The 25056-nt window shown below is 58.5% G+C and carries 23 protein-coding genes; 14 read left to right on the top strand and 9 right to left on the bottom strand.

All coding sequences use genetic code 11. The features are described 5' to 3' along the window. The first annotated feature begins 43 nt into the window (after window positions 1-43). Complete coding sequence (locus BN3544_RS05910) at window positions 44-1186, top strand: MraY family glycosyltransferase (protein WP_081499419.1); 1143 nt, start codon at window positions 44-46, stop codon at window positions 1184-1186. Between the two features lie 329 nt (window positions 1187-1515). Here the strand turns inward: BN3544_RS05910 and BN3544_RS05905 are convergent, their stop codons facing one another. Next, window positions 1516-2757 (bottom strand): NAD(P)/FAD-dependent oxidoreductase, encoded by a 1242-nt coding sequence (locus BN3544_RS05905; protein WP_019431308.1) that lies wholly within the window; start codon window positions 2755-2757, stop codon window positions 1516-1518. 147 nt (window positions 2758-2904) lie between these two features. Here BN3544_RS05905 and BN3544_RS05900 point away from each other — a divergent pair, with 147 nt between their 5' ends. From BN3544_RS05900 to BN3544_RS05870, 7 genes are all read left to right on the top strand, one after another. Next, window positions 2905-3474 (top strand): hypothetical protein, encoded by a 570-nt coding sequence (locus tag BN3544_RS05900; RefSeq protein WP_019431309.1) that lies wholly within the window; start codon window positions 2905-2907, stop codon window positions 3472-3474. Continuing rightward, window positions 3471-4343 (top strand): glucose-1-phosphate thymidylyltransferase RfbA, encoded by an 873-nt coding sequence (gene rfbA / locus BN3544_RS05895; RefSeq protein ID WP_026036888.1) that lies wholly within the window; start codon window positions 3471-3473, stop codon window positions 4341-4343. Before BN3544_RS05900 ends, rfbA begins: the two co-directional genes overlap by 4 nt. A gap of 132 nt (window positions 4344-4475) precedes the next feature. Beyond that, window positions 4476-5042, top strand: a complete 567-nt coding sequence (gene rfbC, locus BN3544_RS05890; RefSeq protein WP_019431311.1) for a dTDP-4-dehydrorhamnose 3,5-epimerase — start codon at window positions 4476-4478, stop codon at window positions 5040-5042. Further along, the gene (locus BN3544_RS05885) at window positions 5039-6604 is read left to right on the top strand and encodes a hypothetical protein (protein ID WP_019431312.1); all 1566 of its coding nucleotides are present in this window, start codon (window positions 5039-5041) and stop codon (window positions 6602-6604) included. Before rfbC ends, BN3544_RS05885 begins: the two co-directional genes overlap by 4 nt. 295 nt (window positions 6605-6899) lie before the next feature. Next, a complete protein-coding gene (gene cysM, locus BN3544_RS05880) occupies window positions 6900-7802 on the top strand; it encodes a cysteine synthase CysM (protein ID WP_019431313.1) in 903 nt (300 codons plus the stop codon). A gap of 14 nt (window positions 7803-7816) precedes the next feature. Beyond that, entirely contained in the window at window positions 7817-8374 is a 558-nt protein-coding gene (locus BN3544_RS05875) for an NUDIX hydrolase (RefSeq protein ID WP_019431314.1), read from the top strand. Beyond that, the gene (locus tag BN3544_RS05870) at window positions 8374-8601 is read left to right on the top strand and encodes a sulfurtransferase TusA family protein (protein ID WP_026036889.1); all 228 of its coding nucleotides are present in this window, start codon (window positions 8374-8376) and stop codon (window positions 8599-8601) included. Before BN3544_RS05875 ends, BN3544_RS05870 begins: the two co-directional genes overlap by 1 nt. Here BN3544_RS05870 and galU read toward each other — a convergent pair whose 3' ends face one another. Then, window positions 8602-9498 carry a UTP--glucose-1-phosphate uridylyltransferase GalU gene (gene galU / locus BN3544_RS05865; protein WP_019431316.1) on the bottom strand — a complete coding sequence of 299 codons (897 nt, stop codon included), beginning with the start codon at window positions 9496-9498 and terminating at the stop codon, window positions 8602-8604. Window positions 9499-9501: 3 nt separating this feature from the next. Next, window positions 9502-12747 carry a valine--tRNA ligase gene (locus BN3544_RS14415; protein ID WP_019431317.1) on the bottom strand — a complete coding sequence of 1082 codons (3246 nt, stop codon included), beginning with the start codon at window positions 12745-12747 and terminating at the stop codon, window positions 9502-9504. A gap of 254 nt (window positions 12748-13001) precedes the next feature. Here BN3544_RS14415 and BN3544_RS05855 point away from each other — a divergent pair, with 254 nt between their 5' ends. The 3 genes from BN3544_RS05855 to BN3544_RS05845 all read left to right on the top strand — a co-directional run bounded on the left by BN3544_RS05855 (window position 13002) and on the right by BN3544_RS05845 (window position 15488). After that, window positions 13002-13424: a rubrerythrin family protein gene (locus tag BN3544_RS05855; protein ID WP_019431318.1), complete on the top strand. Its 423-nt coding sequence runs from the start codon at window positions 13002-13004 to the stop codon at window positions 13422-13424. Between the two features lie 112 nt (window positions 13425-13536). After that, window positions 13537-14886 (top strand): (Fe-S)-binding protein, encoded by a 1350-nt coding sequence (locus BN3544_RS05850; RefSeq protein ID WP_019431319.1) that lies wholly within the window; start codon window positions 13537-13539, stop codon window positions 14884-14886. An 11-nt stretch (window positions 14887-14897) separates the two neighbouring features. Beyond that, the gene (locus BN3544_RS05845; RefSeq protein WP_019431320.1) at window positions 14898-15488 is read left to right on the top strand and encodes a DUF3501 family protein; all 591 of its coding nucleotides are present in this window, start codon (window positions 14898-14900) and stop codon (window positions 15486-15488) included. A gap of 74 nt (window positions 15489-15562) precedes the next feature. On the opposite strand, the gene BN3544_RS05840 is transcribed toward BN3544_RS05845, so the two are convergent. Both BN3544_RS05840 and BN3544_RS05835 read right to left on the bottom strand, forming a co-directional pair. After that, window positions 15563-16546 carry a Bug family tripartite tricarboxylate transporter substrate binding protein gene (locus BN3544_RS05840; protein WP_019431288.1) on the bottom strand — a complete coding sequence of 328 codons (984 nt, stop codon included), beginning with the start codon at window positions 16544-16546 and terminating at the stop codon, window positions 15563-15565. A 32-nt stretch (window positions 16547-16578) separates the two neighbouring features. Continuing rightward, window positions 16579-17700 (bottom strand): NADH:flavin oxidoreductase/NADH oxidase, encoded by a 1122-nt coding sequence (locus tag BN3544_RS05835; RefSeq protein WP_026036883.1) that lies wholly within the window; start codon window positions 17698-17700, stop codon window positions 16579-16581. A gap of 63 nt (window positions 17701-17763) precedes the next feature. On the opposite strand from BN3544_RS05835, the gene BN3544_RS14410 reads away from it, so the two are divergent. Further along, the gene (locus BN3544_RS14410; protein ID WP_019431290.1) at window positions 17764-18210 is read left to right on the top strand and encodes a hypothetical protein; all 447 of its coding nucleotides are present in this window, start codon (window positions 17764-17766) and stop codon (window positions 18208-18210) included. Here the strand turns inward: BN3544_RS14410 and BN3544_RS05825 are convergent. Beyond that, the gene (locus tag BN3544_RS05825) at window positions 18179-18919 is read right to left on the bottom strand and encodes a pseudouridine synthase (protein WP_019431291.1); all 741 of its coding nucleotides are present in this window, start codon (window positions 18917-18919) and stop codon (window positions 18179-18181) included. The two genes, BN3544_RS14410 and BN3544_RS05825, sit on opposite strands and share 32 nt — an antisense overlap. Between BN3544_RS05825 and yaaA the strand changes: the two genes are divergently transcribed. Next, window positions 18918-19694, top strand: coding sequence for a peroxide stress protein YaaA (gene yaaA / locus BN3544_RS05820; protein WP_019431292.1), 777 nt, complete (start codon window positions 18918-18920; stop codon window positions 19692-19694). The two genes, BN3544_RS05825 and yaaA, sit on opposite strands and share 2 nt — an antisense overlap. A gap of 2 nt (window positions 19695-19696) precedes the next feature. Then, on the top strand, window positions 19697-20566 hold the full coding sequence (gene queF / locus BN3544_RS05815) for an NADPH-dependent 7-cyano-7-deazaguanine reductase QueF (protein ID WP_026036884.1): 870 nt from the start codon (window positions 19697-19699) through the stop codon (window positions 20564-20566). Window positions 20567-20608: 42 nt separating this feature from the next. Here queF and BN3544_RS05810 read toward each other — a convergent pair whose 3' ends face one another. From BN3544_RS05810 to BN3544_RS05800, 3 genes are all read right to left on the bottom strand, one after another. Further along, on the bottom strand, window positions 20609-21346 hold the full coding sequence (locus BN3544_RS05810; protein ID WP_019431294.1) for an SDR family NAD(P)-dependent oxidoreductase: 738 nt from the start codon (window positions 21344-21346) through the stop codon (window positions 20609-20611). 62 nt (window positions 21347-21408) lie between these two features. Then, on the bottom strand, window positions 21409-22524 hold the full coding sequence (locus tag BN3544_RS05805; protein WP_155820589.1) for a lipocalin-like domain-containing protein: 1116 nt from the start codon (window positions 22522-22524) through the stop codon (window positions 21409-21411). A gap of 5 nt (window positions 22525-22529) precedes the next feature. Beyond that, window positions 22530-25043: an FtsX-like permease family protein gene (locus tag BN3544_RS05800; protein WP_019431296.1), complete on the bottom strand. Its 2514-nt coding sequence runs from the start codon at window positions 25041-25043 to the stop codon at window positions 22530-22532. Window positions 25044-25056 lie beyond the last annotated feature (13 nt).

Here is a 25056-nt window from a genome sequence, read left to right as displayed (position 1 = left end):
AATCCTTGCAAACAACCGGCATGAGCAAATCCACTCGTCAACCATGAATCTTCTCAACGCCCTCCACGGCGTATTTCTATCCCCCGCTTTACATGCCGCAGGCTGGGGCTTTGCCAGCAGCTTCTCGCTGAGTGTGTTCTTGGTGCTGACCAAGCGCTGGCACGGATCTTTTAGCATGGACTTCACCGACGGCGTGCAAAAGTTCCACACTGCACCCACACCTCGCGTTGGCGGCATCCCTGTTGTGTTGGGTTTGGTGGTGACCTGGTTCAAAGCACCGCCAGACGTTCAAGCCTTGCTCACCCCCATCCTGTTTGCCGGCATGCCTGCCTTTTTGTTTGGTGTGGCCGAAGACATCACCAAACGCGTGGGCGTCATGCAGCGCCTGTTGGCCACCATGGCATCGGGCCTGATGGCCTGGTACATCACAGATCACGCCATCACCCGTGTCGACATCTGGGGCGTGGACTGGCTCATGCAATTCACAGTGGTTTCGGTGTTGTTCACCGCTTTTGTGGTGGGAGGCGTGGCCAATAGTGTCAACATCATCGACGGTTTTAATGGCCTGGCCAGCACCATGTCGGCTCTGGGTTTTGTAGGCTACGCCTTGATCGCCTGGCAAGTGGGTGACACCACGCTTGCCAGTGTGGCGCTGCTCTTGGCCGCTTGTGTGTGGGGTTTCTTTTGGGTCAACTGGCCCTTTGGCAAACTTTTCTTGGGTGATGGTGGCTCCTACTTCATCGGCTTTGCTCTCGCTTGGGTGGCTGTGCTGCTCATTGAGCGCAACCCCGGAGTGTCTACTTTTGCGGCCCTCATGGTCTGCGTGCACCCCATCACCGAAGTGTTGTTCAGCATCTTCCGCCGCAAAGTGCGCAAAGACCACCCCGGCATGCCTGACAGCTTGCATTTTCACAGCCTGTTCAAGCGGCGTTATGTGGCGGGCTGGTTTGGCCAATACGCCAATGGCATCCGCAACTCCATTACGGGCGTGTTGATCGGTTTGATGACTTTGACCGCGGTCGTGCTGGCCAACTTCACCTATGCGTCTAAAACGGTCTCCACTTTGATGTACGTGGGGTTGTGCTTGGGCTACGTGGCCATCTATGCCCGTATGGTGCGGCACCACTGGTGTTCGCCCATTGACTTTTTGCTCGTCAAGCCAAAGGACAGGCGGGTCAAAACCTAATTCAAATCCGCACCTCAAAATAAAAGGCCCTGCAGTGTGAACTGTGGGGTCTTTTTTTGGGCTGGGACTTTGGGGCCTCAGACAACCACTGAGCGTAAAAATTTTCTCGTGTTCATTTGACTCCATCAACTCACACTGGGTGAACTCACCCGACACACCAGCGCCTTGCACCAAGCGCTGTTGGGCAGGCTCCAGCTGCTGGGTCGCATCAGTCGACAGAGCGTGTGGTGCGACAGCGCAGCAATCGGGCGTTTTCTTGAATCTAAAGATGGAGCGTGTTTGGCAAAAGAACTGTGCCAATCATGATGACGCGATGAAGGATGTGTGGGTCAGTGGGTGAACAGGCGCACCAGGCCTTTGAGTGTGAATAGATGGCCGGGGTTGCTGGTTTCGTTCAAGAGGCCGGATATTCGTTGGCGCAGTCGGACACTTTTTTGGGCACGCCAGATGACGAGATCTGCCAGCCAGGGGTAGAGGCTGAAGATTTGTGCTCGTTCATACAGTTTGAAGCGGGGGCGCAGCGCATCTATTTGGCTTTGGTAGTGCGCAAGCAGTTGGTCTTCTTTCAGCTGACCATTCAGCAAGATGGCTTGAGCGGCAAGCATGCCGGTTTCCAGCGCTTTTCCAATGCCTTCGCCAGTCAGCGCATAGGTGCTGCCCGCTGCTTCTCCCGTCACCATGAGTCCGGGGCGTGAAAGTTGCGCGCCCTCCAGGGTGCAGCGCAGTGGCGCACCTTTGAGTGGTCCAAGTTGTTCGCCGTCGTTGATCAACTGCTTGGCTGATTCGGACAGTTGGCTGAGTTGGTCAAACATGTCATGCAAATTGGTGTCGGCCACTTTGCTGCGCGCAGTGGCCCGTTGCCCAAGCAGGCCTCCGCCAGTGTTGAATACGCCCACGCCGACATTGAAGACGCCGTTGCCACAGGGAAAGATCCAGCCGTAACCCGGTGCAAGAGATTTGTGAAAAATGACTTCCAGTTGGGTGATATCGCTGGCCATCGCATCGTTCTTGATGTAGCAGCGCATGGCGACGGCACTGGGGGCTTGGCGATGCGTCATACGTGCTGAACTGAGCGCGGCAGGCACGGCACCGGTGGCCAAAATAACCCAGTCGGCACGTATTTTTCGGGTGTGCTCGCCTTGGCTGAGGTGGGCCCCGACCACGCGACCTTCTTCTTCCATCAGCTGGGTGAACCGCAGGGGGGCAAACATGCGGGCACCTTTGGCCACGGCGGCTTTGCAGACGATGTCGTCGAGCTGTTTGCGAGGCAACACGGCAAGTGTGCCTTGGATGTCGATTCTTTTGCCCCGTGGGCTTGTGCACGACAAGTGACTGGCCAGTTGGGCGTGTTGCATGACTTCATCTAAGAGTCCGAGCTTGGCCAGTGCTTGATGTGCATCGGGAATTAAGCCATCGCCGCAGACTTTGTCGCGCGGAAACGCATGTTGGTCTACCAGCACAACGTCCAGACCCGCCTGGGCCAATGTGATGGCTGCGGCAGATCCTGCGGGACCTGCGCCGATGATCAGCACATCGCAGCATGCGGGCAGAAATTCGATGGCGGTATTCATAGATACAGAGCTTACTGGAAGTGAATGTGACTTTAGTCTTTCGCCCCTTGGCCTCGAGAGGGGTTTTACAATGCTCAATGGCCAAGGCATTAAGTTACTGTTCGGCGTTTATCTCTTTTTTAACCTCATATTTAAATACCACCGACGATGACTTTTGCAATATGCATTGCCTTGCTGAAGGTGTTGCTCGGTGGGGTGATTGTGGGTTTGCTGCATGAATCGCCGCAGGGGCTGACCTTGATTTTGTTGGGGATCGTTTTTCTGAAGTTTTTCAGACACCGGCACAACGAGAATTTCTTGCGTTACAAATACAGGGTTGTGGCTGGCATGCTGGTCAGTTTTTGTCTGGGGGCTTTTTCGGAGTGGCTTGGCACAGAAAACGGGTGGTGGGTTTATCACTTGTATGAAAACACCAAGGTGAAGTTTCCGCCTTGGGTTCCAGTGGCTTGGGCTATTGCCTACCGGATAATTTTTGAGTTGGAAGAGAACTGGTTTTCCAGATTACCGGCACTCAAAAAGATTTTGGCCATTTCTTTGGCAGCATTGTTGTTGCCGCCGCTTGGCGAGATCATCGCGATGCATTTAGGAACCTGGCGCTACACCTTTGAACCGCAATTTTTGATGATGCCATTGCAGGCGGTCATCTTGATTGCGTTGGTGCATTTGTTGTGCAACTACCTGGTCAAGTTATCTACGCAAGGAAAGACAAATACATGACAAATCGAAAAGGTATTATTTTGGCCGGTGGCTCAGGCACCCGGCTTTACCCCGTAACGCAGGCGGTCAGCAAGCAGCTGATGCCGGTGTACGACAAACCCATGGTGTATTACCCGCTGACCACGCTGATGCTTGCAGGCATCAAGGATGTGTTGTTGATCAGCACACCACAAGATACGCCTCGCTTTGCCGACCTTTTGGGCGATGGCAGTCAGTGGGGCATGAACATTCAATATGCTGCGCAGCCCAGCCCCGATGGCTTGGCGCAGGCCTACATCATTGGCAAAGATTTTGTAGGCAACGACCCGAGTGCATTGGTGCTGGGCGACAACATTTATTACGGGCACGATTTGGTGAAGTTGCTGGCCAGTGCGAATGACCGCTCCAGCGGTGCCAGCGTTTTTGCCTACCATGTGCATGACCCGGAACGCTATGGCGTTGTGGATTTTGATGCTGATTTCAAAGCGCTGAGCATCGAAGAAAAGCCCGCCCAACCCAAGAGCAGCTATGCCGTGACAGGCTTGTACTTTTATGACCAGCAGGTGTGTGACATCGCGGCCAGCATTAAGCCATCGCTGCGAGGCGAGCTGGAAATCACCGACGTGAACAAGCGTTATCTGGAGCTGGGACAGATGAACGTCGAGATCATGGGCCGAGGCTACGCCTGGCTGGACACCGGCACGCATGACAGTTTGCTGGAGGCAGCGGGCTTTATTGCCACACTGCAAAAGCGCCAGGGCCTGATGGTGGCCTGCCCCGAAGAAATTGCCTTTGCCCAGAAGTGGATTGATGCCGCAGCGGTGCAGAAACTGGCTGCGCCTTTGGCCAAGAATGGATATGGGCAGTATTTGTTGAACCTGATCAAGTAAGCTCCTTTCGCCTTAGCAGCGACTTTTGTCACACCCGTTCTTGGGTCATGCCTGCGAAGGCGTTTATTCATAACAGCCGAATCCATGGACCCCTGATCGAGTCGGGGGTGACATGTACAAAGTAACAACCTCATGCCTTACAACGTTACCCCAACTGCCATCTCCGATGTGCTGATCCTTGAGCCCAAGGTCTTTGGTGATGCGCGGGGCTTTTTTTATGAGTCGTTTAATGCCCGTGATTTCTCCCAAGTGACTGGCCTAGATGTGAGCTTTGTTCAAGACAACCACAGCAAATCGGTCAAAGGGGTGTTGCGTGGTTTGCATTACCAGATCCAGCATCCTCAGGGAAAGTTGGTGCGTGTGGTGCAGGGCGAGGTTTTTGATGTGGTGGTGGATTTGCGCAAAACCGCAGCCACCTTTGGTCAATGGGATGGTGTGCACTTGAGCGCCGACAACCATCGCCAGTTGTGGGTGCCGCCAGGTTTTGCGCATGGGTTTGTTGTGCTGAGTGAAACTGCAGAATTTCTTTACAAGACCACTGATTACTGGTTTCCAGAGTACGAGCGCAGCTTGCTCTGGAACGACCCGGCGATTGGCATTGAGTGGCCTATCGATTTCGAGCCGCAGTTGGCTGCCAAGGACCAGGCGGGGCGTTTGCTCTGTGATGCAGAGGTGTTTGACGATGGGGCTTCAGCATGATGGGCTTTCGCGCTGGCTTGTTGCTGCTGTGTTGTTGGGTCATGTCGAGCGGCGCAGCTGCGCAAGGCACTGCGTCCGTTTCGCCGAGCCCAGACGCTTTGTTGCCCACCACGCCAGTGACGTGGTCGCTGACCCAGGAGACTTGGAATTTGCCTGCTGGTGAAACCATGGGTATGACGGGTGGCAATCTTTGGTGGGGCGTCAATGAGCAGCTGAAATTGGGCTTGGCTTCTTATGGGGCCACGCGGGGTGAACGGGGTGGCTTTATTACTTTAGGGGTGGCCAGTGAGCTGCAACACCGTTGGAGCCACGATTGGAGCAGTACGTTGGGCTTGTATGTGGGCGCAGGTGGCGGGCGCGGGGGGCAGACCTTGGCGGGCGGTGGTTTGATGTTGCGCACCGATGTGGGCTTGGCTTATGACACGCAGCGTTGGGGTCGCTTCGGGGCGGGGGTGAGTCATGTGCGCTTTCCCGATGGCACGATCAGCAGCACTCAGCCGTTTGTTCGGTATGACTACAGCTTTAACAGTTTGTTTTTGGGCGGTCACTTGCAGTCTGTGTCGGGCAGCGTGAATGCGGGCGCTATAGGGATGAAACCACTGGCTACCCGAGGGCAAGAGTTTGCCTTAGTGGCCAGGGATATGCGCTTGTCAGCTCAGGCTGGTGCCTCATCGGACACCCGCATGCAGTTGTTGGGCGTGGAGTGGACGGCAGACCTCGATAAGCGCTGGTTTTTAAAGCTGGAGTCCGAAGGCGCGATGGGCGGCCAAAGCAGTGGGTACATGCAAATTCTGGCGGGTGGCGGCTACCGTTTGCCTGTGTGGCAGGGCGGTGCAGTCAAGATACATGCCGCGCTCGGCCCAGCTGGAGGGGGTGCCGTGGACACCCGTGGGGGCTTGATTTGGGATGCCGGTGTGGCTTTGCAGCAGCGCCTGTCGCGACACAATTCGCTTGAACTGGCTTGGGGCAAAGTAGGTGGTTTTTCTGGCCACTTTAAAGGTGACAGTGTGGGCGTCAAGTGGGTGCACCATTTTTCTCGCCCCGAAGTGGGGTCTGAGCCTGTGAATGCTTTGGCATTGGCGGGCTTGGATGCTCAAAATTTACGCATTCGTTTAGTGCAACAAACCTACAAAGGGGCTGCTACAGCTTGGCGCACCACTTACCCCGGCCTCGCGGTGAGTAACTTGGGGGTACAGCTGGATTACTTTATGACACCGGCAGACCAAACCACGCAATGGTTTGTGTCGGGCCAAGGTTTGGCCGCCTACAAGGGGCAGGCGGGCGCTTACATGACGGGTTTAGTTGGGGGCGGTGTGCATCGCTTGTTGCCTAGGAATTGGTTTGCCGAGGCAGAGGCTTTGGTTGGTGCAGGCGGTGGCGGTGGCTTGGCCACGGGCGGTGGTTTGGTGGGGCAGTTCAATGCAGGCTTGGGATACAGGCTATCAAAGCAACTGTCGATCATGGGAACAGCCGGATACATCGACGCATTGCGCGGAGACTTCAAAGCCAAGGTGTTGGGTCTTGCTGCGGTGTATGACTTGACGACGTTTGCAGGGCGTTGATCTAAAACTTAGCGGATGGTGTTGCTATACAGGGCGTAGCGTTGGTAAATTTTGATCAAGTGCGGGTGTCTGGTTGGCAGGCCGGATGATTGAATGCGCTGAATCACTTGTTTGTGGAAATTTCTCTTGGACTGCCCTTTGAGGGCATTTTTGAATTTCTTGATGAGCTTCTTGAGTCGCAGAGAGAGTCCCTTTTGGGTGAATTCGTCGGTGTTGGTGTTGTGCGCGTGTATCCACTACCAGATCAGTGGTTCGGCCATGAACCGGGGCATTCAAGTTATGGCAAAGTACGGCCATGATTTATCCGACCATTGAAGATGCGATTGGCAAGACACCGCTGGTGGCTTTGCAGCGTTTGGGGGCTGCCGACAGGGTGGCGCGAAGCAATGTGATTTTGGGCAAGCTGGAGGGCAACAACCCTGCGGGCTCAGTCAAGGACAGGCCTGCTTTGTCGATGATCCGCCGGGCCGAAGAGCGCGGTGAGATCAAGCCCGGTGACACACTGATTGAAGCCACATCGGGCAACACGGGTATCGCGTTGGCCATGGCCGCAGCCATCAGGGGTTACCGCATGATTTTGATCATGCCCGAGGACTTGTCGATCGAGCGGGCACAGACCATGAAGGCGTTTGGTGCCGAGCTGATCCTCACGCCCAAAAGTGGTGGCATGGAGTACGCCCGTGACCTGGCCGACAACATGGCCGCGCAGGGCAAGGGCCGCATTCTTGACCAATTTGCTAACGCCGATAACCCGCGCATCCATTACGAGACCACCGGCCCCGAAATTTGGGAGCAAACCGGCGGCAAGATCACCCACTTTGTGAGCGCCATGGGCACCACCGGCACCATCACGGGGGTGTCGCGGTTTTTGAAAGAAAAGAACCCAGCGATCCGCATCATTGGTGCCCAGCCCAGCGAGGGCTCGCGCATTCCGGGCATTCGCAAATGGCCCGAAGAGTATCTGCCCAAGATTTACGACCCCACCCAGGTGGACGAGTTGGTTTATGTGAGCCAGGGCGATGCTGAAGAAACTTGCCGCCAGATGGCCCGCACCGAAGGCATTTTTGCCGGCATCTCGGCCGCCGGCGCCTGCTGGGTTGCGCAGCAAGTGGCCAAGACGGCGCAAAACGCCACCATCGTGTTCATCGTGTGCGATCGCGGTGACCGCTATTTGTCTACGGGCGTGTTTCCCGCCTGAACCCAAGATGCACCATGGCTGAATTTCGTTTTTGTCCGCAGTGCGCCACGCCCTTGGCTTGGATTTCGCAAATGGAAGATGGCGGTGAGACCCTGCGTCTTCGTTGCACGGCGTGCGACTTTACGCACTGGAACAACCCCACGCCGGTTTTGGCGGGCATTGTGCAGGTGGGCGATCAGATTTTGCTGGCCCGCAATGCCGCCTGGCCAGGCCGGCGGTTTGCGTTGATCACCGGCTTTATGGAGGCAGGCGAGACGCCCGAAGAAGGCATCACGCGTGAGATCGCCGAGGAGACCAATTTGAAGGTTTCGGCGCTCAAGTTGATTGGTGCGTACGATTTTCAGCGCATGAACCAGGTGATCATCGCTTACCACGCAGTGGCCGAGGGCGATGTGCGTTTGTCGCCCGAGCTGGCCGAGTACAAGATGTTTGACTTCAAGGACTTGATTTGCTGGCCTGCGGGGACCGGCTATGCCTTGGGGGATTGGTTGCGCACCATCGGCATCGAGCCCACCTTCATGACATGGGAAGAGCGTGCCGCGCAAAGCCAGGAAGCGAATCAGGACACATGATGCACATCGACAAAGAAATTGACACCAGTGGCTTGAACTGCCCCTTGCCTATTTTGAAGGCCAAGAAAGCCTTGAATGACATGAGCAGCGGCCAGGTGCTCAAGGTGATCGCGACCGACCCTGGGGCCTGGCGCGATTTTGAGGCGTTTGCTCGTCAGACCGGCAACGATTTGCTGATGCAGGAAAAGACCGAGACGGCGTTTGTGTTTGCGCTCAAACGGCGCTGATCAGAGGCTCAGGCCTTTGAGGTATTCGCGGAACGATGCACCCACTTGCGGGTGTTGCAAGGCCAGTTCAACGGTGGCCTCTAGAAAACCTTCTTTGCTGCCGCAGTCGTAGCGCTTGCCTTCGTACTGGAAGGCATAGACCGCTTCGCGTTGCATCAAGCGGGCGATGGCATCGGTAAGTTGAATCTCGCCACCCACACCCGTGGGCTGGTTGCGGATTTCCTCAAAAATACCGGGCGTGAGGATGTAGCGGCCTGCCACGCCCATGCGCGATGGGGCTTTGTCGGGGCTGGGCTTTTCCACAATTTTTTCGACACGCAACAGTTGCTTGCCTGCCGATTCGCCTGCCGATTCGCCTGCCACGATGCCATAGCGTTTGACGTGTTCCAGCGGCACTTCTTGCACCGCCAAAATGGAGCGGCCTTGCTGCGTGTGCGCAGCCACCATTTGGCTCAGCACCGAAGGCCCGCCTTGCAAGCCGACCATCAAGTCATCGGCCAGCAGCACGGCAAAGGGCTCGTTGCCCACCATGGCTTCGGCGCACAGCACCGCATGGCCCAGGCCCAGCGAGCGCGGTTGGCGAACATAGGCGCAAACCATGTCGTCGGGCTGCACCGAGCGCACCAAGGCCAGCAGCTCGTCTTTATGGGCGGCTTCGAGTTCGCTCTCGAGTTCGTACGCGGTGTCGAAGTGGTCTTCGATGGCCCGCTTGCTGCGGCCCGTGACAAAGATCATGTGCCGCACGCCCGCGCTGTAGGCTTCTTCTACGGCGTACTGGATCAAGGGTTTGTCGACCACCGGCAGCATTTCTTTGGGGGCGGCTTTGGTGGCAGGCAAAAAGCGCGTGCCCAACCCAGCCACCGGGAACACGGCTTTGCGAATCACGTTGTGGCTCATAACTTAACCCAGACGTTGCAGTTGTTGGCGGATTTTTTCGACGGTGGCTGTGAAGTCGGCCACGCGTTTCTTGGCTTCATCGATCACGGCAGGGGGTGCCTTGGCCACAAAGGCTTCATTGCTCAGCTTGGCGTTGGCTTTGGTGATTTCACCTTCCAGACGAGCGGCTTCCTTGGTCAGGCGAATTTTTTCTGCGGCCGCATCCACTTCGATGAACAGGCATAGGCGTGCTTCGCCCACCACCGCCACGGGCGCAGCTTGTGCAGCGGCAGCCCACTCGGCTTCGTCGGTGAAGACCTTGACTTCGCTGAGCTTGGCCAGCGCTTGCAGTACAGGCGCTGCGCTTTGCATGAAGCTGGTGTCGCCCAGCACGTAAAGGGGCATGCGGGTGGCGGGAGACACATTCATCTCGCCACGCAGGTTGCGGCAGGCGTCGACCAAGGTTTTGAGCTTGGCCACATGCGCTTCGGCTTGATCGTCGATGCGCTCGGGCTGGCTCACGGGGTAGGCCGCGATGCTGACCGATTCGCCCGGACGGCCTGCCACCACCGACACTTTTTGCCAAAGTTCTTCGGTGATGAACGGGATGATCGGGTGGGCCAACCGCATGATGGTTTCGAGCGTGCGGATCAAGGTGCGGCGCGTGGCGCGTTTTTGCGCATCGTCGCCGGTGTTCATCTGTACCTTGGCGATTTCGAGGTACCAGTCGCAAAACTCGTTCCAGACAAAGTCGTAAATCGTGTTGGCCACGTTGTCGAGGCGGTACTCGGCAAAGCCTTTGGCCACGTCGGCTTCTACGCGTTGCAGTTGCGAGCTGATCCAGCGGTCGGCTTGGCTGAAGGCCAGGTAGCCGTGCACCGGGCCGCCCACTTCGCATTCGACTTTGGTGTGTTCTTTCAGTCCGCAGTCTTGGCCTTCGCAGTTCATCAGCACAAAGCGGGTGGCGTTCCACAGTTTGTTGCAGAAGTTGCGATAGCCCTCGCAACGCTTGGAGTCAAAGTTGATGCTGCGGCCCAGACTGGCGAGTGCCGCAAAGGTGAAGCGCAGGGCGTCGGCACCGTAGGCCGGGATGCCTTCGGGGAATTCTTTTTCGGTTTGCTTGCGCACTTTGGGCGCGGTCTCGGGTTTGCGCAGGCCTTGGGTGCGTTTGTCGAGCAGGGGCTCCAAGGTGATGCCGTCGATCAAGTCGACCGGGTCGAGCACGTTGCCTTCGGACTTGCTCATTTTTTTGCCCTGCGCATCAAGCACCAGGCCGTGGATGTAGACGTGCTTGAACGGCACTTTGCCTGTGAAGTGGGTGGTCATCATGATCATCCGGGCGACCCAGAAGAAGATGATGTCGTAGCCGGTGACCAGTACGCTGCTGGGCAGGTAGAGGTCGTAGTCGCTGAGGCTGTTGTTTGTTCCGCTGGCGAGCGTGCCGGAACCGGTCTTGCTCCCACTCGCTTCGCTCGCAAAGTCGCTGCGTCCGGCTCCGGCACGCTTGCCAGCTGCGTTGTGGGTGTTGGTTCCGCTGTCGGCAGTGGCACCGCCGGTCGTGCTCATACTCGCTGCGCTCGCAAAGTCGCTGCGTCCGGCTTCGGCACGCTCGCCAGCTGCGGCGTTGGGCCAGCCCATTGTTGAGAATGGGACCAATGCGCTGGAGTACCAGGTGTCGAGCACGTCTTCGTCACGCTTGAGTGTTTTGCCGGGCGAGACCTTGTCGGCCTGAGCTTGCGCCTCGGCTTCATTGCGCGCCACGTACACCTTGCCATCTTCGTCGTACCAAGCCGGAATCTGGTGGCCCCACCAGAGTTGGCGGCTGATGCACCAGTCGGTGATGTTGTTCATCCACTGGTTGTAGGTGTTGACCCAGTTCTCGGGCACGAATTTCACTTCGCCCGATTGCACCGCGTCAATCGCTTTTTGCGCGATGCTCTTGCCGGTGGCGTCGCCTTGGCCGACCTGGTTCATGGCGACGAACCACTGGTCGGTCAGCATGGGCTCGATCACTTGGCCGGTGCGGGCGCAGCGGGGCACCATGAGCTTGTGCTTTTTGACCTCGACCAAATGGCCTGCAGCTTCGAGGTCGGCCACCACGGCTTTGCGGGCCACAAAGCGGTCCAGGCCGCGGTATTTTTCGGGAATAAGTTTGTAAGTCGATGGCCCAGTTTGTGCGGGACCATCGGCCACTCTTACGCCCCCACTATTAGGCGCTTTGTACTTGAACGAATAATCTGAACCAACAGTTGACTTGAGTCTTGCGTCTAAGGTGAATAACTCAATGAGTCCATGATTTGGTAATAAATTGAAATCTGGATGATCTTTATGTCGTAACCAAACACCATAATCATTGTGATCGTGCGCGGGCGTGACCTTGACGACACCGGTGCCGAAGTCTTTGTCCACGTAGTCGTCTGCGATCACCGGGATGGTGCGACCGCACAAAGGCAGGTTGACCTGCTTGCCGATCAAGGCGCTGTAGCGCTCGTCTTCGGGGTGCACCATCACGGCCACGTCGCCCAGCAGGGTTTCGGGGCGGGTGGTGGCCACGGTCAGGCTGCCAGACCCATCGGCCAGGTCATAGCGGATGTGCCACATCGAGCCGTCTTCTTCGGCGCTTTCCACTTCCAGATCGGACACCGCGCTTTGCAGCACCGGGTCCCAGTTGACCAAGCGTTTGCCGCGGTAGATCAGGCCTTGTTCGTAGAGCTGCACAAAGGTTTCGGTCACGGTTTTGGACAGTTTGGGGTCCATCGTGAAGTATTCGCGGCTCCAGTCCACGCTGTCGCCCATGCGGCGCATCTGGCGGGTGATGGTGCTGCCCGATTCTTCTTTCCACTCCCACACTTTGCTCACAAAGTTTTTGCGTGCTTCGGCAGGTGTGGGCCCCATGTCGTGGCGGCTGATGCCTTGGGCTTGCAGCTGGCGCTCCACCACAATTTGGGTGGCAATGCCGGCGTGGTCGGTGCCCGGAATCCAGGCGGTGTTGTGCCCCGACATGCGGTGGTAACGCGTCAACGAGTCCATGATGGTCTGGTTGAAGGCGTGGCCCATGTGCAGCGTGCCGGTCACGTTGGGCGGTGGCAGCTGGATAGCAAAAGCGGGTGCGCCGTCTTTGGGCATTTGCGTGCCCCGGAAACCGGCCACACCGTAGCCACGTTTTTCCCATTCGGGACCCCAATGGGCTTCGAGTGCAGCGGGTTCAAACGATTTGGACAGGCTCTCAAGGCCGGGTTGGTTCAAGGCAGGGGCAGGCGCGTTGCTCATGGCGGGGGGCTTCTTAAAAAGAAAAACGGCACCTCAGCAGATGCCGCGCAGGACGGTCAAAGTCCAAAAGGGTGATTTTACCTAGCCCACTCGGGCTCCTGTGGTCGGGCGCACCTTGGCTGACCCCATAGGCCCGCTAAATTCATGTCATTGAATCAATTTATTGGGCAGAGTCAGTGCTCTGGGGGTAACCTGCAACTCTCTGGCGATCATGCCAGGGCATTCAAGGTTCAAAACCCATCAAGGAGATTTCCATGGCAGCACTCAAAGGCTCGCGCACGGAGCAGTGCCTGAAAGACGCCTTCGCAGGCGAATCGCAGGCCAATCGTCGCTATTTGTACTTCGCGAACAAGGCGGACATTGAAGGCCAGAACGACGTGGCAGCCCTGTTCCGTTCCACCGCCGAAGGCGAGACCGGCCACGCCCACGGTCACTTGGAGTTTCTGGAGCAATCGGGCGACCCGGCCACCGGACTGCCCATTGGCTCGACGCGGCAAAACCTGGCCTCGGCCGTGGCAGGCGAAACCCATGAGTACACCGACATGTACCCGGGCATGGCCAAGACCGCCCGTGAAGAAGGTTTTGATGAAGTGGCCGACTGGTTTGAAACACTGGCCAAGGCCGAGCGTTCACACGCCAACCGCTATCAAAAAGCCCTGAACGAACTGGTCGATTGATTCGCAGGTTTCGGTCGCCCCGCTGCGTGCCCAAGCGCAGCGGGTTTTTCTCAGGGTTTGGGCGGCAAAGCCCTCAGAAAAACCTCCAAAAACAAAACCGAAGGAGCACAGCATGGCCAAAGAAGGCAACCTTGAAGCCCCCACACGGCACGCTCTGGACTGGCAAAACCCGGACTTTTATAACGAAGACAAGTGCCTGAATGAGTTGGAGCGCATCTTTGACATCTGCCACGGTTGCCGCCGTTGTGTGAGCTTGTGCAACGCCTTTCCGACCTTGTTTGACCTGGTCGACGAGAGCAGCACCCTGGAAGTCGATGGGGTGGACAAAAAGGATTACTGGAAAGTGGTGGACCAGTGCTACATGTGCGACCTGTGCTACATGACCAAGTGCCCTTACACCCCACCGCACGCCTGGAACCTGGACTTCCCACACACCATGCTGCGGGCCAAGGCCATCAAGTTCCAAAAAGGGGAAGTGGGCATGGCCGAGAAGCTGTTGGCCTCCACCGATGTGCATGGCTCGTTGGCCGGTATCCCCATCGTGGTGCAGGCGGTCAACGCCATCAACCAAACGGCCGCCGCCCGCAGTGTGATGGAAAGCGTGGCGGGCGTGGACAAAAACGCGTGGTTGCCCTCACTGGCGACCCAAAAATTCCGATCCAGTGCGCCGGTTGCTAAATCGGTCAAGGTGATCGACGGCGACAAGACACCGGGCAAAGTGGCCATTTATGCCACTTGCTACATCAACTACAACGAGCCCGGCATTGGCCACGATTTGCTCAAAATCTTGGACCACAACGACATTCCCTATGTCTTGGTCGAGAAAGAAAAGTGCTGCGGCATGCCCAAGCTGGAATTGGGCGATCTGGACTCGGTCAAGGCCTCGAAAGAAGCCAACATTCCGATGCTGGCCCAATACGCCAAAGACGGCTTTGCCATCTTGGCGGCAGTGCCCAGCTGCGCCTTGATGTTCAAGCAAGAGATTCCGCTGATGTTCCCCGATTGCGCCGACACGCAGTTGGTCAAAGATGCGGTGTGGGACCCGTTTGAATATTTCATGGCCCGCAAGCGCGATGGCTTGTTGAAAACCGAGTTCCCGCAAAAGCTGGGCAATGTGAGCTATCAGATTCCTTGTCACGGCCGGGTGCAGAACATTGGCAAAAAGACCGAAGAAATGCTCAAGATGATCCCGGACACCGAGATCAACACCATCGAGCGCTGCTCAGGCCACGCCGGCACCTATGGTGTGAAAAAAGGCTCACACGACATGGCGATGAAAATCGGCAAGCCGGTGTTCAAAGCCATGGCCACCATGAAGGACGGCTCCAAGCCCGACTTCATCAGCTCCGACTGCCCACTGGGCGGTCATCACATCGCCCAGGGCTTTGAGGTCAACGGTCTGGGTGCCCCCGAACTGAACCACCCCCTGACCTTGGTGCGCAAAGCCTACGGCCTCAAATAAGGAAAACCGCCATGCAACTGACCGGAAAAATCACGCCCGAGACCCTGATGTCGCTGGAGGCCTATACCAAATGGCGCAAGGTCCACAAGCCCGAAGTCATCGCCCACCGCAAGCTGCGCAGCGTGCAGCTGGGCGAGCACATCAACGTGCAGTTTGAGAGCGAAACCACCATCCGCTATCAGATCCAGGAGATGCTGCGCATCGAAAAAGTCTTTGAAGAAGAAGGCATCCTGCAAGAGATCGAGGCCTATGCCCCCTTGGTGCCGGATGGCAGCAACTGGAAGGCCACCATGATGATCGAGTACACCGACATCCACGAACGCAAGCGCGAGTTGGCCAAGCTGATCGGCGTGGAAGACCGCTTGTTTGTCGAGGTCGAGGGCCATGCCCGCGTGTATGCCATTGCCGACGAAGACCTGGACCGCGAGACCGACGAGAAAACCTCGGCCGTTCACTTTGTGCGCTTTGAGTTGACGCCGGTCATGTGCGCCGCTGTCAAGGCGGGGGCGGGCGTCAAGCTGGGGTGCGACCACACGCATTACCCCTCGCATGTCGAAATCTTTCCCGACACTTTGGCCAGCTTGGCGGGTGATTTGAAGTAAGCCGCACGCGCCTCTAAACGCAAAAAAGCCGGAGCAGGCCATAAGGCCTGCTCCGGCTTTTTCACGTTGGGCGATCAGTCGAGTTTGATGTTCGCGGCCTTGATGGCTTGGGTCCAGTCGGCGATGTCGCGGTCGAGCAGCTTGGTCATTTCGGTTGGAGCCACAAAACGCACTTCAATGCCTGCCGCGTCGGCGCGTTGCTTGCTCTCGGGCAGATCCAGGCTGCGTTTGACGGCGTCGGCCAGTTGGTTCACTGTGCTGGCCGGTGTGCCCGCTGGGGCGTACAGGGCCACCCACGATTCGAGGTCAAAGTTGGGGTAACCGGCCTCGGCCATGGTGGGCACTTGGGGCATGCCCGCGTGGCGCTTTTTGCCCGTGACGGCCAAGGCCTTGAGCTTGCCGGCCTGAATGTGCTGCATCACCGAAGGCGGCGTGGTCATGAACACCTGCACTTGCCCCGACAGCACGTCGGCAATGGCCTGGCCCGAACCTTTGTAGGGGACATGCACCAGGTCCACCCCGGTTTGCTGTTTGAAGATTTCGGTGCCGATGTGCGAAACCGAGCCATTGCCCTGCGAGGCGTAGTTCAGCTTGCCTGCATTTTGTTTGGCGTAGGCGATGAATTCCTTCATGTTGCTGACCGGCACCGAAGGGTGCACGGCCACCACGTTGGTCGCGACCGTGATCAGGCCCACCGGGGTCAGGTCTTTCAGTTCCCAGGGCAGCTTGTTCATCAAGATCGGGTTGGCGACGTGGTAGCCCGAGTACGACACCAGCAAGGTGTGGCCGTCTTTGGCGCTGCGGGCCACTTGCTGGTAAGCCAGGTTGCCGCTGGCACCGCCTTTGTTTTCCACCACGATGGACTGGCCAATCAAGCGCCCCAGCGGCTCGGAAATCAGGCGGGCCGATGTGTCGACCAAGCCGCCCGGTGGCACGGGCACCACCAGCGTGATCGGCTTGCTGGGGAAGGCTTGGGCCATCAGGGCCAGGGGCGCGCACAGGCTGGCCAAGGCCAGCAGGCGGGTGATTTTTCGACTCAAAGTGCGGTGTGTGTTCATGTTTGTCTCTCTTTTTTGGGGAAGGTCAGAAATCAGCGCATGCCGATTTTGGCGTCGTTGAAAATGTTTTTGGCTTCGCGGGGCAAGCTGCGCCAGTACTGTTGTTGCGCATCGACGGTGCCACCCAATGCCACAGCCGCTTCCCAACCCCAGCGGGGCTTGTACAAAAAGCTGCGGGCCAGCGCCACCAGGTCGGCATCGCCCCGCTGCAGCACGGCTTCGGCTTGGGCGGGCTCGGTGATCAGGCCGACGGCGATGGTGGTCAGGCCCGATGCGGCTTTGACTGCTTTGGCCAAGTGCAATTGGTATTCGGGGCCAATGGCGATTTTTTGCAAAGGCGACACGCCGCCCGACGAGATGTGCACGAACTGCGCTCCGGCTTGCTTGAGCCGCACGGACAACTCGGCGGTTTCTTCGATCGTCCAGCCGCCATCGACCCAGTCAGTGCCCGAGATGCGCATGCCCAGCGTGCCGCCAAAAGCTTCGCGCACGGCTTTGAAGACTTCCAGCGGAAAGCGGATGCGGTTTTCAAACGAACCACCGTATGGGTCGGTGCGCTGGTTGGAAATGGGTGACAAAAACTGGTGTAGCAAATAGCCGTGTGCGGCGTGCAGCTCGATGGCCTCGATGCCCAAAGCGTGGCTGCGCAAAGCGGTGTTCACAAAGTCGGCCTTGATTTGCGCGATGTCGGCCAGGCTCAGTTCGGTGGGCGCGGCTTCTTGTGGCAAGTGGGGCAGGGCGCTGGGTGCCACGGTTTGCCAGCCACCATCGGCGGGGGCGATCAGCATGCCACCGTTCCAGGGGGCTGCGCTCGATGCCTTGCGGCCAGCATGGCTGATTTGGATGCACACGGGAATTTGCGGAGCCAGGCGGCGGGCGCGGTGCAGTTTATCTGCCAAAGCGGCTTGGGTGGCGTCGTCCCACAGGCCCAGGCAGCCGGGGCTGATGCGACCGACCGCCGACACCGCTGTGGCTTCGATGGTGAACAAGCCTGCACCGCTGTTGAGCAAGTTGGCCCAGTGTGTCAGGTGCCAGTCGGTGGCCCGGCCGTTATCGGCCGAGTATTGGCACATGGGCGCGATGACGATGCGGTTGGGCAAGGTAAGCGGGCCCGATGGCGCGTTGAAAGTGAAGGGCGTGAAGAGCAGGCTCATGGGGCTGGTTGTGGGTGTTGTGTTGCGGCTTAGCACGCGATAACAGACTTAGCCTCGCATCTTATGGAAAACCGCGAGGATGCTTATCCGCTGGGTGACATCACCCCTGTCACTCCTGTCACTCCTGTCATCCCGGTCATCCCGGTCATCCCGGTCATCCCTGTCACCCCTGTCACCCCTGTCACCCCTGTCACCCCTGTCACCCCTGTCACCCCGGACTTGATCCGGGGTCCATGTGTTGGCTTTTGCGCGGGGCGCAAGGCAAAGCGGGGATGGATCCCGGGTCAAGCCCGGGATGACGGTTGGGTGGTCAAGGATGACGGTCGGGTGGTCAAGGACGACGGTTGGGTGGTCCAGGATGACGGTTGGGTGGTCAAGGATGACGGTCGGGTGGTCCAGGATGACGGTTGGGTGGTCAAGGATGACGGTCGGGTGGTCAAGGACGACGGTTGGGTGGTCAAGGACGACGGTCGGGTGGTCAAGGACGACGGTTGGTTAAGCCCGGGGTGACGGTTGGTTGGGCAGGCGCAAAGGTGTCCCAAAGTGTCCATTCCGTGGGCAAGGGCGATGCCAGTTGCAGCAGCTGGCCGCTGATGGGGTGGGGCAGTGCCAGACTTTCGGCATGCAGCCACAGCCGTTGTAGCCCGATCAAGTCGGCCACGGCCCGGTTGAGCGGGCCCTTGCCGTGCGTGGCATCGCCCAAGATCGGGTGGGCGATGTGTTTCATGTGGCGGCGCAACTGGTGGCGGCGGCCCGTCAGCGGCTGCAGGGCCACTTCGGCGCAGCGGGTGCTGGCAAAGCCTTGCTGGGGCAAGGGCAGTTCGAAGCGGCGCAGGGCGGTAAAGCGGCTTTGGGCGTGCTGCGATTCAAGGCGCTCGGTGCGCATGTCGTCGGGCATGCGTTTCAGCGCGTGGTCGATCAGCCCCGCATCGGCTGGCCAGCCACGCACCATGGCGCGGTAGGTCTTTTGCAGGTTTTGGCCGCTTTCAAAGGCTTGGCCCAACCAACGGGCGGTCTCTTGGTTCAGGGCAAACAGCAGCACGCCGCTGGTGCCTTTGTCTAACCTGTGCGCGGGCCACACCGGGCGGCCCAGCTGGTCACGCAGCATTTGCAGGGCAAACCGGGTTTCACCCGCGTCCAGACCAGTGCGATGCACCAACAGGCCGGGCGGCTTGGTCACGGCTGCAAGATAATCGTCGAGGTAAAGGATATCGAGCATGTTGTTCTTATTGTCACCCGCCAAATCTCTGGATTACGAAACCCCCGCAGGCGATGTGCCGCACACGCTGCCCCAGTTTGTGCCGCAGTCGCAGGCCCTGATCGAGGTGCTGCGCCAAAAATCGCCCCAGCAAATTGCCGAATTGATGGACTTGTCGGACGCACTGTCGGCTTTGAACGTGGCCCGCTACGAAGCCTGGGCACCCAAGTTCACTGCCAAAAACGCCAAGCAAGCCGTGCTGGCCTTCAATGGCGATGTGTACGACGGCCTGGACGCCAAGACTTTGTCAGCGCAAGACCTGCAATGGGCGCAAACCCATGTGGGTATTTTGAGTGGGCTGTATGGCGTGCTGCGCCCGCTGGACTGGATGCAGCCCTACCGCCTAGAGATGGGCACCACGCTGCAAACCGACCAGGGCAGCAACCTCTACAAGTTTTGGGGGGCGCAAATTGCGCAGTACCTTAACGCCCAGCTGGCCAAAGACAAAACCCCGGTCATCGTGAACCTGGCTTCGCAGGAGTATTTCAAGTCGGTCGACCGCAAAACGCTGAAAGCCCGCGTGATCGAGTGCGTGTTTGAAGACTTCAAGGGCGGCAAATACAAAATCATCAGTTTCAACGCCAAGCGGGCGCGGGGCTTGATGGCGCGGTATGCCATTCAGAACAAAATCAGTCACCCAGAAGGCCTGCTTGGCTTTGATCTGGCGGGCTATGCCTACGACCCGCAGGTGTCTGAGCCTGACCGTTTGGTTTTTCGACGCAAGGTGCAAGCATGAGCATGAACTCTCCAGAACACACCCCCGAGCACACCCCGGAACAATCGCAGCTGGGCAAGACCAGCGCCTATGTGGACCAGTACGACGCCAGTTTGCTGTTCCCGATTCCTCGCGCCACCAAACGCGCCGAGATCGGGGTAACCGGGCAGCCCGTGTTTTTTGGGGCTGATTTGTGGACCGCGTTTGAGCTTTCCTGGCTCAACCCCAAGGGCAAGCCGCAAGTGGCCTTGGCGCACATCACGGTGCCCGCCGAAAGCACCCACATCGTCGAAAGCAAGTCCTTCAAGTTGTACCTCAACAGCTTCAACAACACGCGGCTCGAAAGCGCCGATGTGGTCCGCGATTTGATTCGCCGCGACATCAGCGCAGTCATTTGGCACGGTGGCGCGGTGCAGGCCAGTGTGGGCGTCAAGCTGCTGTTGCAAGAAAAATTTGACGCCGAGCCCGTGCACGAGTTGGACGGTTTGAACCTCGACCGCATGGACATCGAGTGCAGTCGCTACCAGCCCGCACCCGATTTGCTGACCGCCAACGCCGAAGAACTGCCGGTGTCAGAAACGCTGGTCAGCCACTTGCTCAAAAGCAATTGCCTGGTCACCGGCCAGCCCGATTGGGGCAGTGTGCAAATCACCTACAGCGGCCCACAAATAGACCAAGCGGGCTTGCTGCAATACATCGTGAGTTTTCGCAACCACAACGAGTTTCATGAGCAATGCGTCGAGCGCATCTTCATGGACATCTGGACGCGCTGCAAACCGACCCAGCTCACGGTGTATGCCCGCTACACCCGCCGTGGAGGGCTGGACATCAACCCCTGGCGCACCAGCCATCCGGGTGCGGTGCCGCCGAACGTGCGCACGGCGCGGCAGTAAGCCCGTTCAACTCAAGCGTGGCGGGGGCCGGGCCGGGTCAAATCACCTGATCAATGGCCTGACGGTAGTGAAGCCGCCATCGACAGCCAAGGTTTGTCCTGTCAAACGCGCTGCATCTGGCGACAACAACCAATCCATGACCGATGCCACATCTTGGGCGGACTGGATGCCGCCCAAGGGGTACTGTTTGCCTGCGGCCTCGCGCATGGCAGGCAACTTGAGCATCCCTGCCGTCATGCCTGTTTCGGTCAGCCCCGGAGCAACCGCGTTCACACGCACGCCCTGGGCTGCGTAGGTTGCTGCAGCACTGCGGACCAAAGCCTCCACGCCGCCTTTGGCCGCCGCAATGGCTTCATGGTTCGCCACGCCGATTTGTGCAACAACCGAACTTGCAAAAACCGCTGCACCAGGACCGCCGTTGAGCCCGGTGATCCAGGCTTGAAGCATCCAAAGGCTGCTTTCAAGGTTGATCCTCAAAACATCCCGAATCTGCTCTTCGCGTGACCGGTGCAACGAGGCCACCAAAGTGCTGCCCACAGCGTGCGCTAAAAAAGAAGGTGACAGCCCCCACTGTGATTGGCACATGTCCACAGCGCTGGTGGCTCCTTGTGGCGTGGTGGTGTCCGCTTCAATGTGCAGGTCGGCTGCCACCTCTTTCAAGCGCGACAGGTCTCGCCCCACTGCGGCCACTTGGAGTCCACGCGTTTTCAAACGCGCCACTAAAGCGCGACCAATCCCGCCGCTTGCGCCAGTGACCAAAACGATCGAGTTCAGAGTCATTTTTTATCCTTGTGTTGTTAAAAAATCAGCCATTTCCGCTTTGTTGGTCGGTGACCAAGCGGTCAAATTTTCAAAGGCGCACCGTAACCCGTCAGCTCCAAATAACCATGGCCGAGCAAACGCTCTCCTTGCATCAGACTGACCGCACCTTCCCAATAAAAACCGCCGGTGCTGGCGCGTGCATCGACCTCTTGGCCCAGCATGAGCGGCACCAGTCTGTAGCGGTCATCGCCCACCCACAAGTCCATGGGCAGTGGGTAGTCGATCAATGACTTGCCTCGCCAACTTCCTGCCGGTTCCCACCGAAGGCCCTGCCAGCCTTTAGCAGCTCGGCCCGCGCGATCACGGGCATCCACATGCGCGTGAATTGACGCCGCTTTCTCGTTGCGAATCCGAAAAGCCATCAGAGTGCCGCCATCGAGCAAGTTGATGCCCAGCCAGTCCCACCCCACGGCCCCAGGCATCATCAATTGACTCGACCACTCGTGATCGAGCCAGGCTTTCCCCTCTAGTGCCTGGGTTTGCTTTCCCAAAATCACATCGGCTTTCACACTCAAAGGCGCACGGCTGTAATAGTGGCTTGCCTGCAGGGCAGCGGGGCCTTTGGACGAGAAGCCGTCTTGACCCCGCAAAAGTGCAGGCTGTGCGGCGCTGGCATCAAACGACAGTGAAAAACCTTCGCCTGCAAAGCGGCCTTTGTAGGCCTCGCCCCCTGCGCCTTGAACACGGCGTAAATGCCAATCTTCAAATTGCACATCGGTGTCGGACGTCTCGGCTCGCAGCAGCGATCCGCCCAACCGACCCGCTCGGTTGGCATGTAAAAAAGCATTTTTTGGGGCCGCTGCCACTGCCGCATGCGCAAAAAGCAATTGCGTTGGGGCCAGTCGACTGGGGTTCTCAGGCGCATGTTGGGTACGGCTGCGAAAAAAGGTCAACTGAAAACCCATGGCCGACGGCCCCTGTCCCAGCCACCCCGTCAGGTACCACCACTCGGTGCGGTAGTCAGGGTGCGATCCATGGTCTCTGGGAAAGTCCAAGCGACGCGGTTTGACGGGTGGATAAAACGGTGCATCTGCAGTTGTCGCAGCGGCAACATGCGCAGGCCAAGGTGACAGGCCTGCCACCATCAAGGCTGCGGTTTGGAGGGTCAATCGCCGATTTGGAGGGGGTTGTGTCATGTCATTCACCAATCGGCCCTCAGGCTCTCGGCCAAGCGTTTTGCATCAAGCCCTCGGCCTGCCGCCCAACGCGCCGCCAGCACGCCCAGCACCAGCAGCAACGCACTGATTGCCAACCATTGCCCTTTGTCAAAATGCGTGTTCATGGTCCAGTGAAATGACTCTGGGTTCACTTTGTGGATCAAGATCTGGCTCATCAAACCCCCCAAGACACTGGCCCACACCACGGCCACAGTCAACAGCAAACCGACCTCTAAAGACACCAAGCGCAGGCGGTCTGTCTTTGACATGCCAAGGTGCGCCAGCAATCCGAATTCGCGCCGCCTCAAAAGCAACTGGCCGGTGACGCCTGCGGCCACCGAAAACAGGGCCACAAACAAAGCAGCGGCTTCCAGGGCGTAGGTCATGGCGAAACTGCGGTCAAAAATTTTGAGCGAGAGCTGGCGCACATCACTGGCGCTGATCCATTTGAGCTGCGTGAGTTCAGGCACTTGGCGCTGGATGCTGGAGATGACTTGCGCTGTATCTGCGCCGTCTTCTAGCCAGACCGACACGTTGGAGCGCGAACGGTCGCCTGTGATGGCTTCGTAGTCTGCGGTCGACATCACCACGGAGCCGTGTTGGCGGCCGTAGTCTCGGTACAAGCCGCCGACCCAGACCTTGAGCTCCTTGGATGAGCCTTGTGGGCGCAGTGGCAAGCGGGCTTCTTTACCCACACGCCAGCCGTACAGATCGGCCATGGCCTCGGAGCCAAAAACCACCAAGTGGTCTGGGTCATCAACAGGCGGCAACTTGGACAAGCCCACCAAGGCCACCGACTGCATGGGGTTTTGCAAGTTCAAAGGTTTAGCGATCAAGACCACCTCAGGGCGGTCGTTGGAGAGGCGGAGGTTTCTTTGCCGACTGGTTTCAACCCTTTGCACTAGAGGCACTTGGGCGAGCAAGGTCTGGATTGACGGGTCAAAACCTGGCTGATCCACCATCGACTGGCTGCTGGTGTACAGGTCAGCAGGCAAGACCAAACCCAACCAATCAGACACCGAAGTCCTGAAGCTGCTGACCATGACCATCATCGCCACCGTCAATGAAAACGCGGCCACCGTGCCCGCAATCAAAGGCGTGGCCGCCGAGGGCGCTTGCGCCAGTCGCCAAACCGCCAAGCGCACCACCGCCGGTATGCGCACAGACGCCACGCTGTGCGACAGCCCACCCCAGAGCTTGGACAAAATCCAAGGCACAGCCAAGAGCCCGGCGCACAGCAGGGCCGCAATGGCCCCGTAGGCGGCCCAGGGCAATTCATCCATCGTGGGCAACATGAGCAACACCATGGACAGCGCAGCGCTCAGCAGACTCCATTTCAAGGTGGGCAAGCGCAGCACCAGCGTTTCGGCCTGGCCCGCGCGCAACAAAGCCATAGGCCGACGCCAATTGATTTGCGACAAAGGCAACCATGCAGACGCTAAACCCATCAGCACCGCAGCCATGGCAAAAACAAACAATGCCACCCAGTCGATGACCATGGCGGCGGGCGCACCCGAAAAATAGCTGCCGCCCAAATCACCACCCACAATGCGCATCAAAATGGCCGCCAACAACAAGCCCAGGCCCACACCCAACACGCCACCCAAAGCGCCAATCAGCCCGCCCTGCGCCCAGACAAAGCGCCGAAGCCACGACTCACTGGCCCCCAGCACGCCCAACAAAGCCAGCTCGGCCCGCTGACGGACGATGGACAAATTGACCGCTGTGGACACCAAAAAGCCCCCCGTCAGCAAGGCCACCATGGCCAGCACCGTCAGGTTCACGCGGTAGGCCCGCGACAGCAGCGACATGCGCCGTTCACGGTCTTGCGTGGCCACCAGTTGCAGAGGTTCAGACTGTGCTGTCAATGCATCACTCAGCCCTTGCGTGCTTTGCCAGTCCTCTAGGCGAAGGTCGAGCCGTGACACCACGCCCAGCCGCTTGAATGCCCATTGCGCACTGCCAATGTCCATCACGCCAATCACTTGCGATGCAGCGCCCGGCACCTCTCCCGCCACCTGCAAGGACACCCAATCGAGGCCATGCCGTAGGCGAATGCTGTCGCCCACCTGCACGTTCAAAGCGTCCAAGGCTGCACGCGACAAAAAAAGCGCCTTGGCATTGAACAAATCACCGGCATCGCCCGAGGCAGAGGGCAGCAAAGACGGCGACACCACGGCGGCCTTAAAAACATCCAGGCCCAGCACCGTCAGTCGGTCGGTCCGCACCACCAGCACAGGGCTTACTGTGTGAATGCCCAAAGCCGACCGACGACGGTCCCAATCCTCGATTTGCCGGTCATCCATCTCGCCCAAAGGGGCCACCAGTTGTGCTGAGGCTTGTCCATTGACCGTATCCAAGGCTTGGCCAAATGAGGCGAGTGCCGAATGGTTGACGGTGTGGATGGCCACCGCCAGCATCACGCCGATGGCCACCATCACAAGCGCAACCAACCAGCGCGTCCAAGCTTGAATGGAAGCGCCTTTCAGCAGCCACAAGAAAAGGACCTGC

Source organism: Limnohabitans sp. Rim47, assembly GCF_001517545.1.
Classification (GTDB): domain Bacteria; phylum Pseudomonadota; class Gammaproteobacteria; order Burkholderiales; family Burkholderiaceae_C; genus Limnohabitans_A.
Note: the sequence above shows the minus strand (reverse complement) of the source record. Positions and strands in the feature narration are given on the sequence as shown.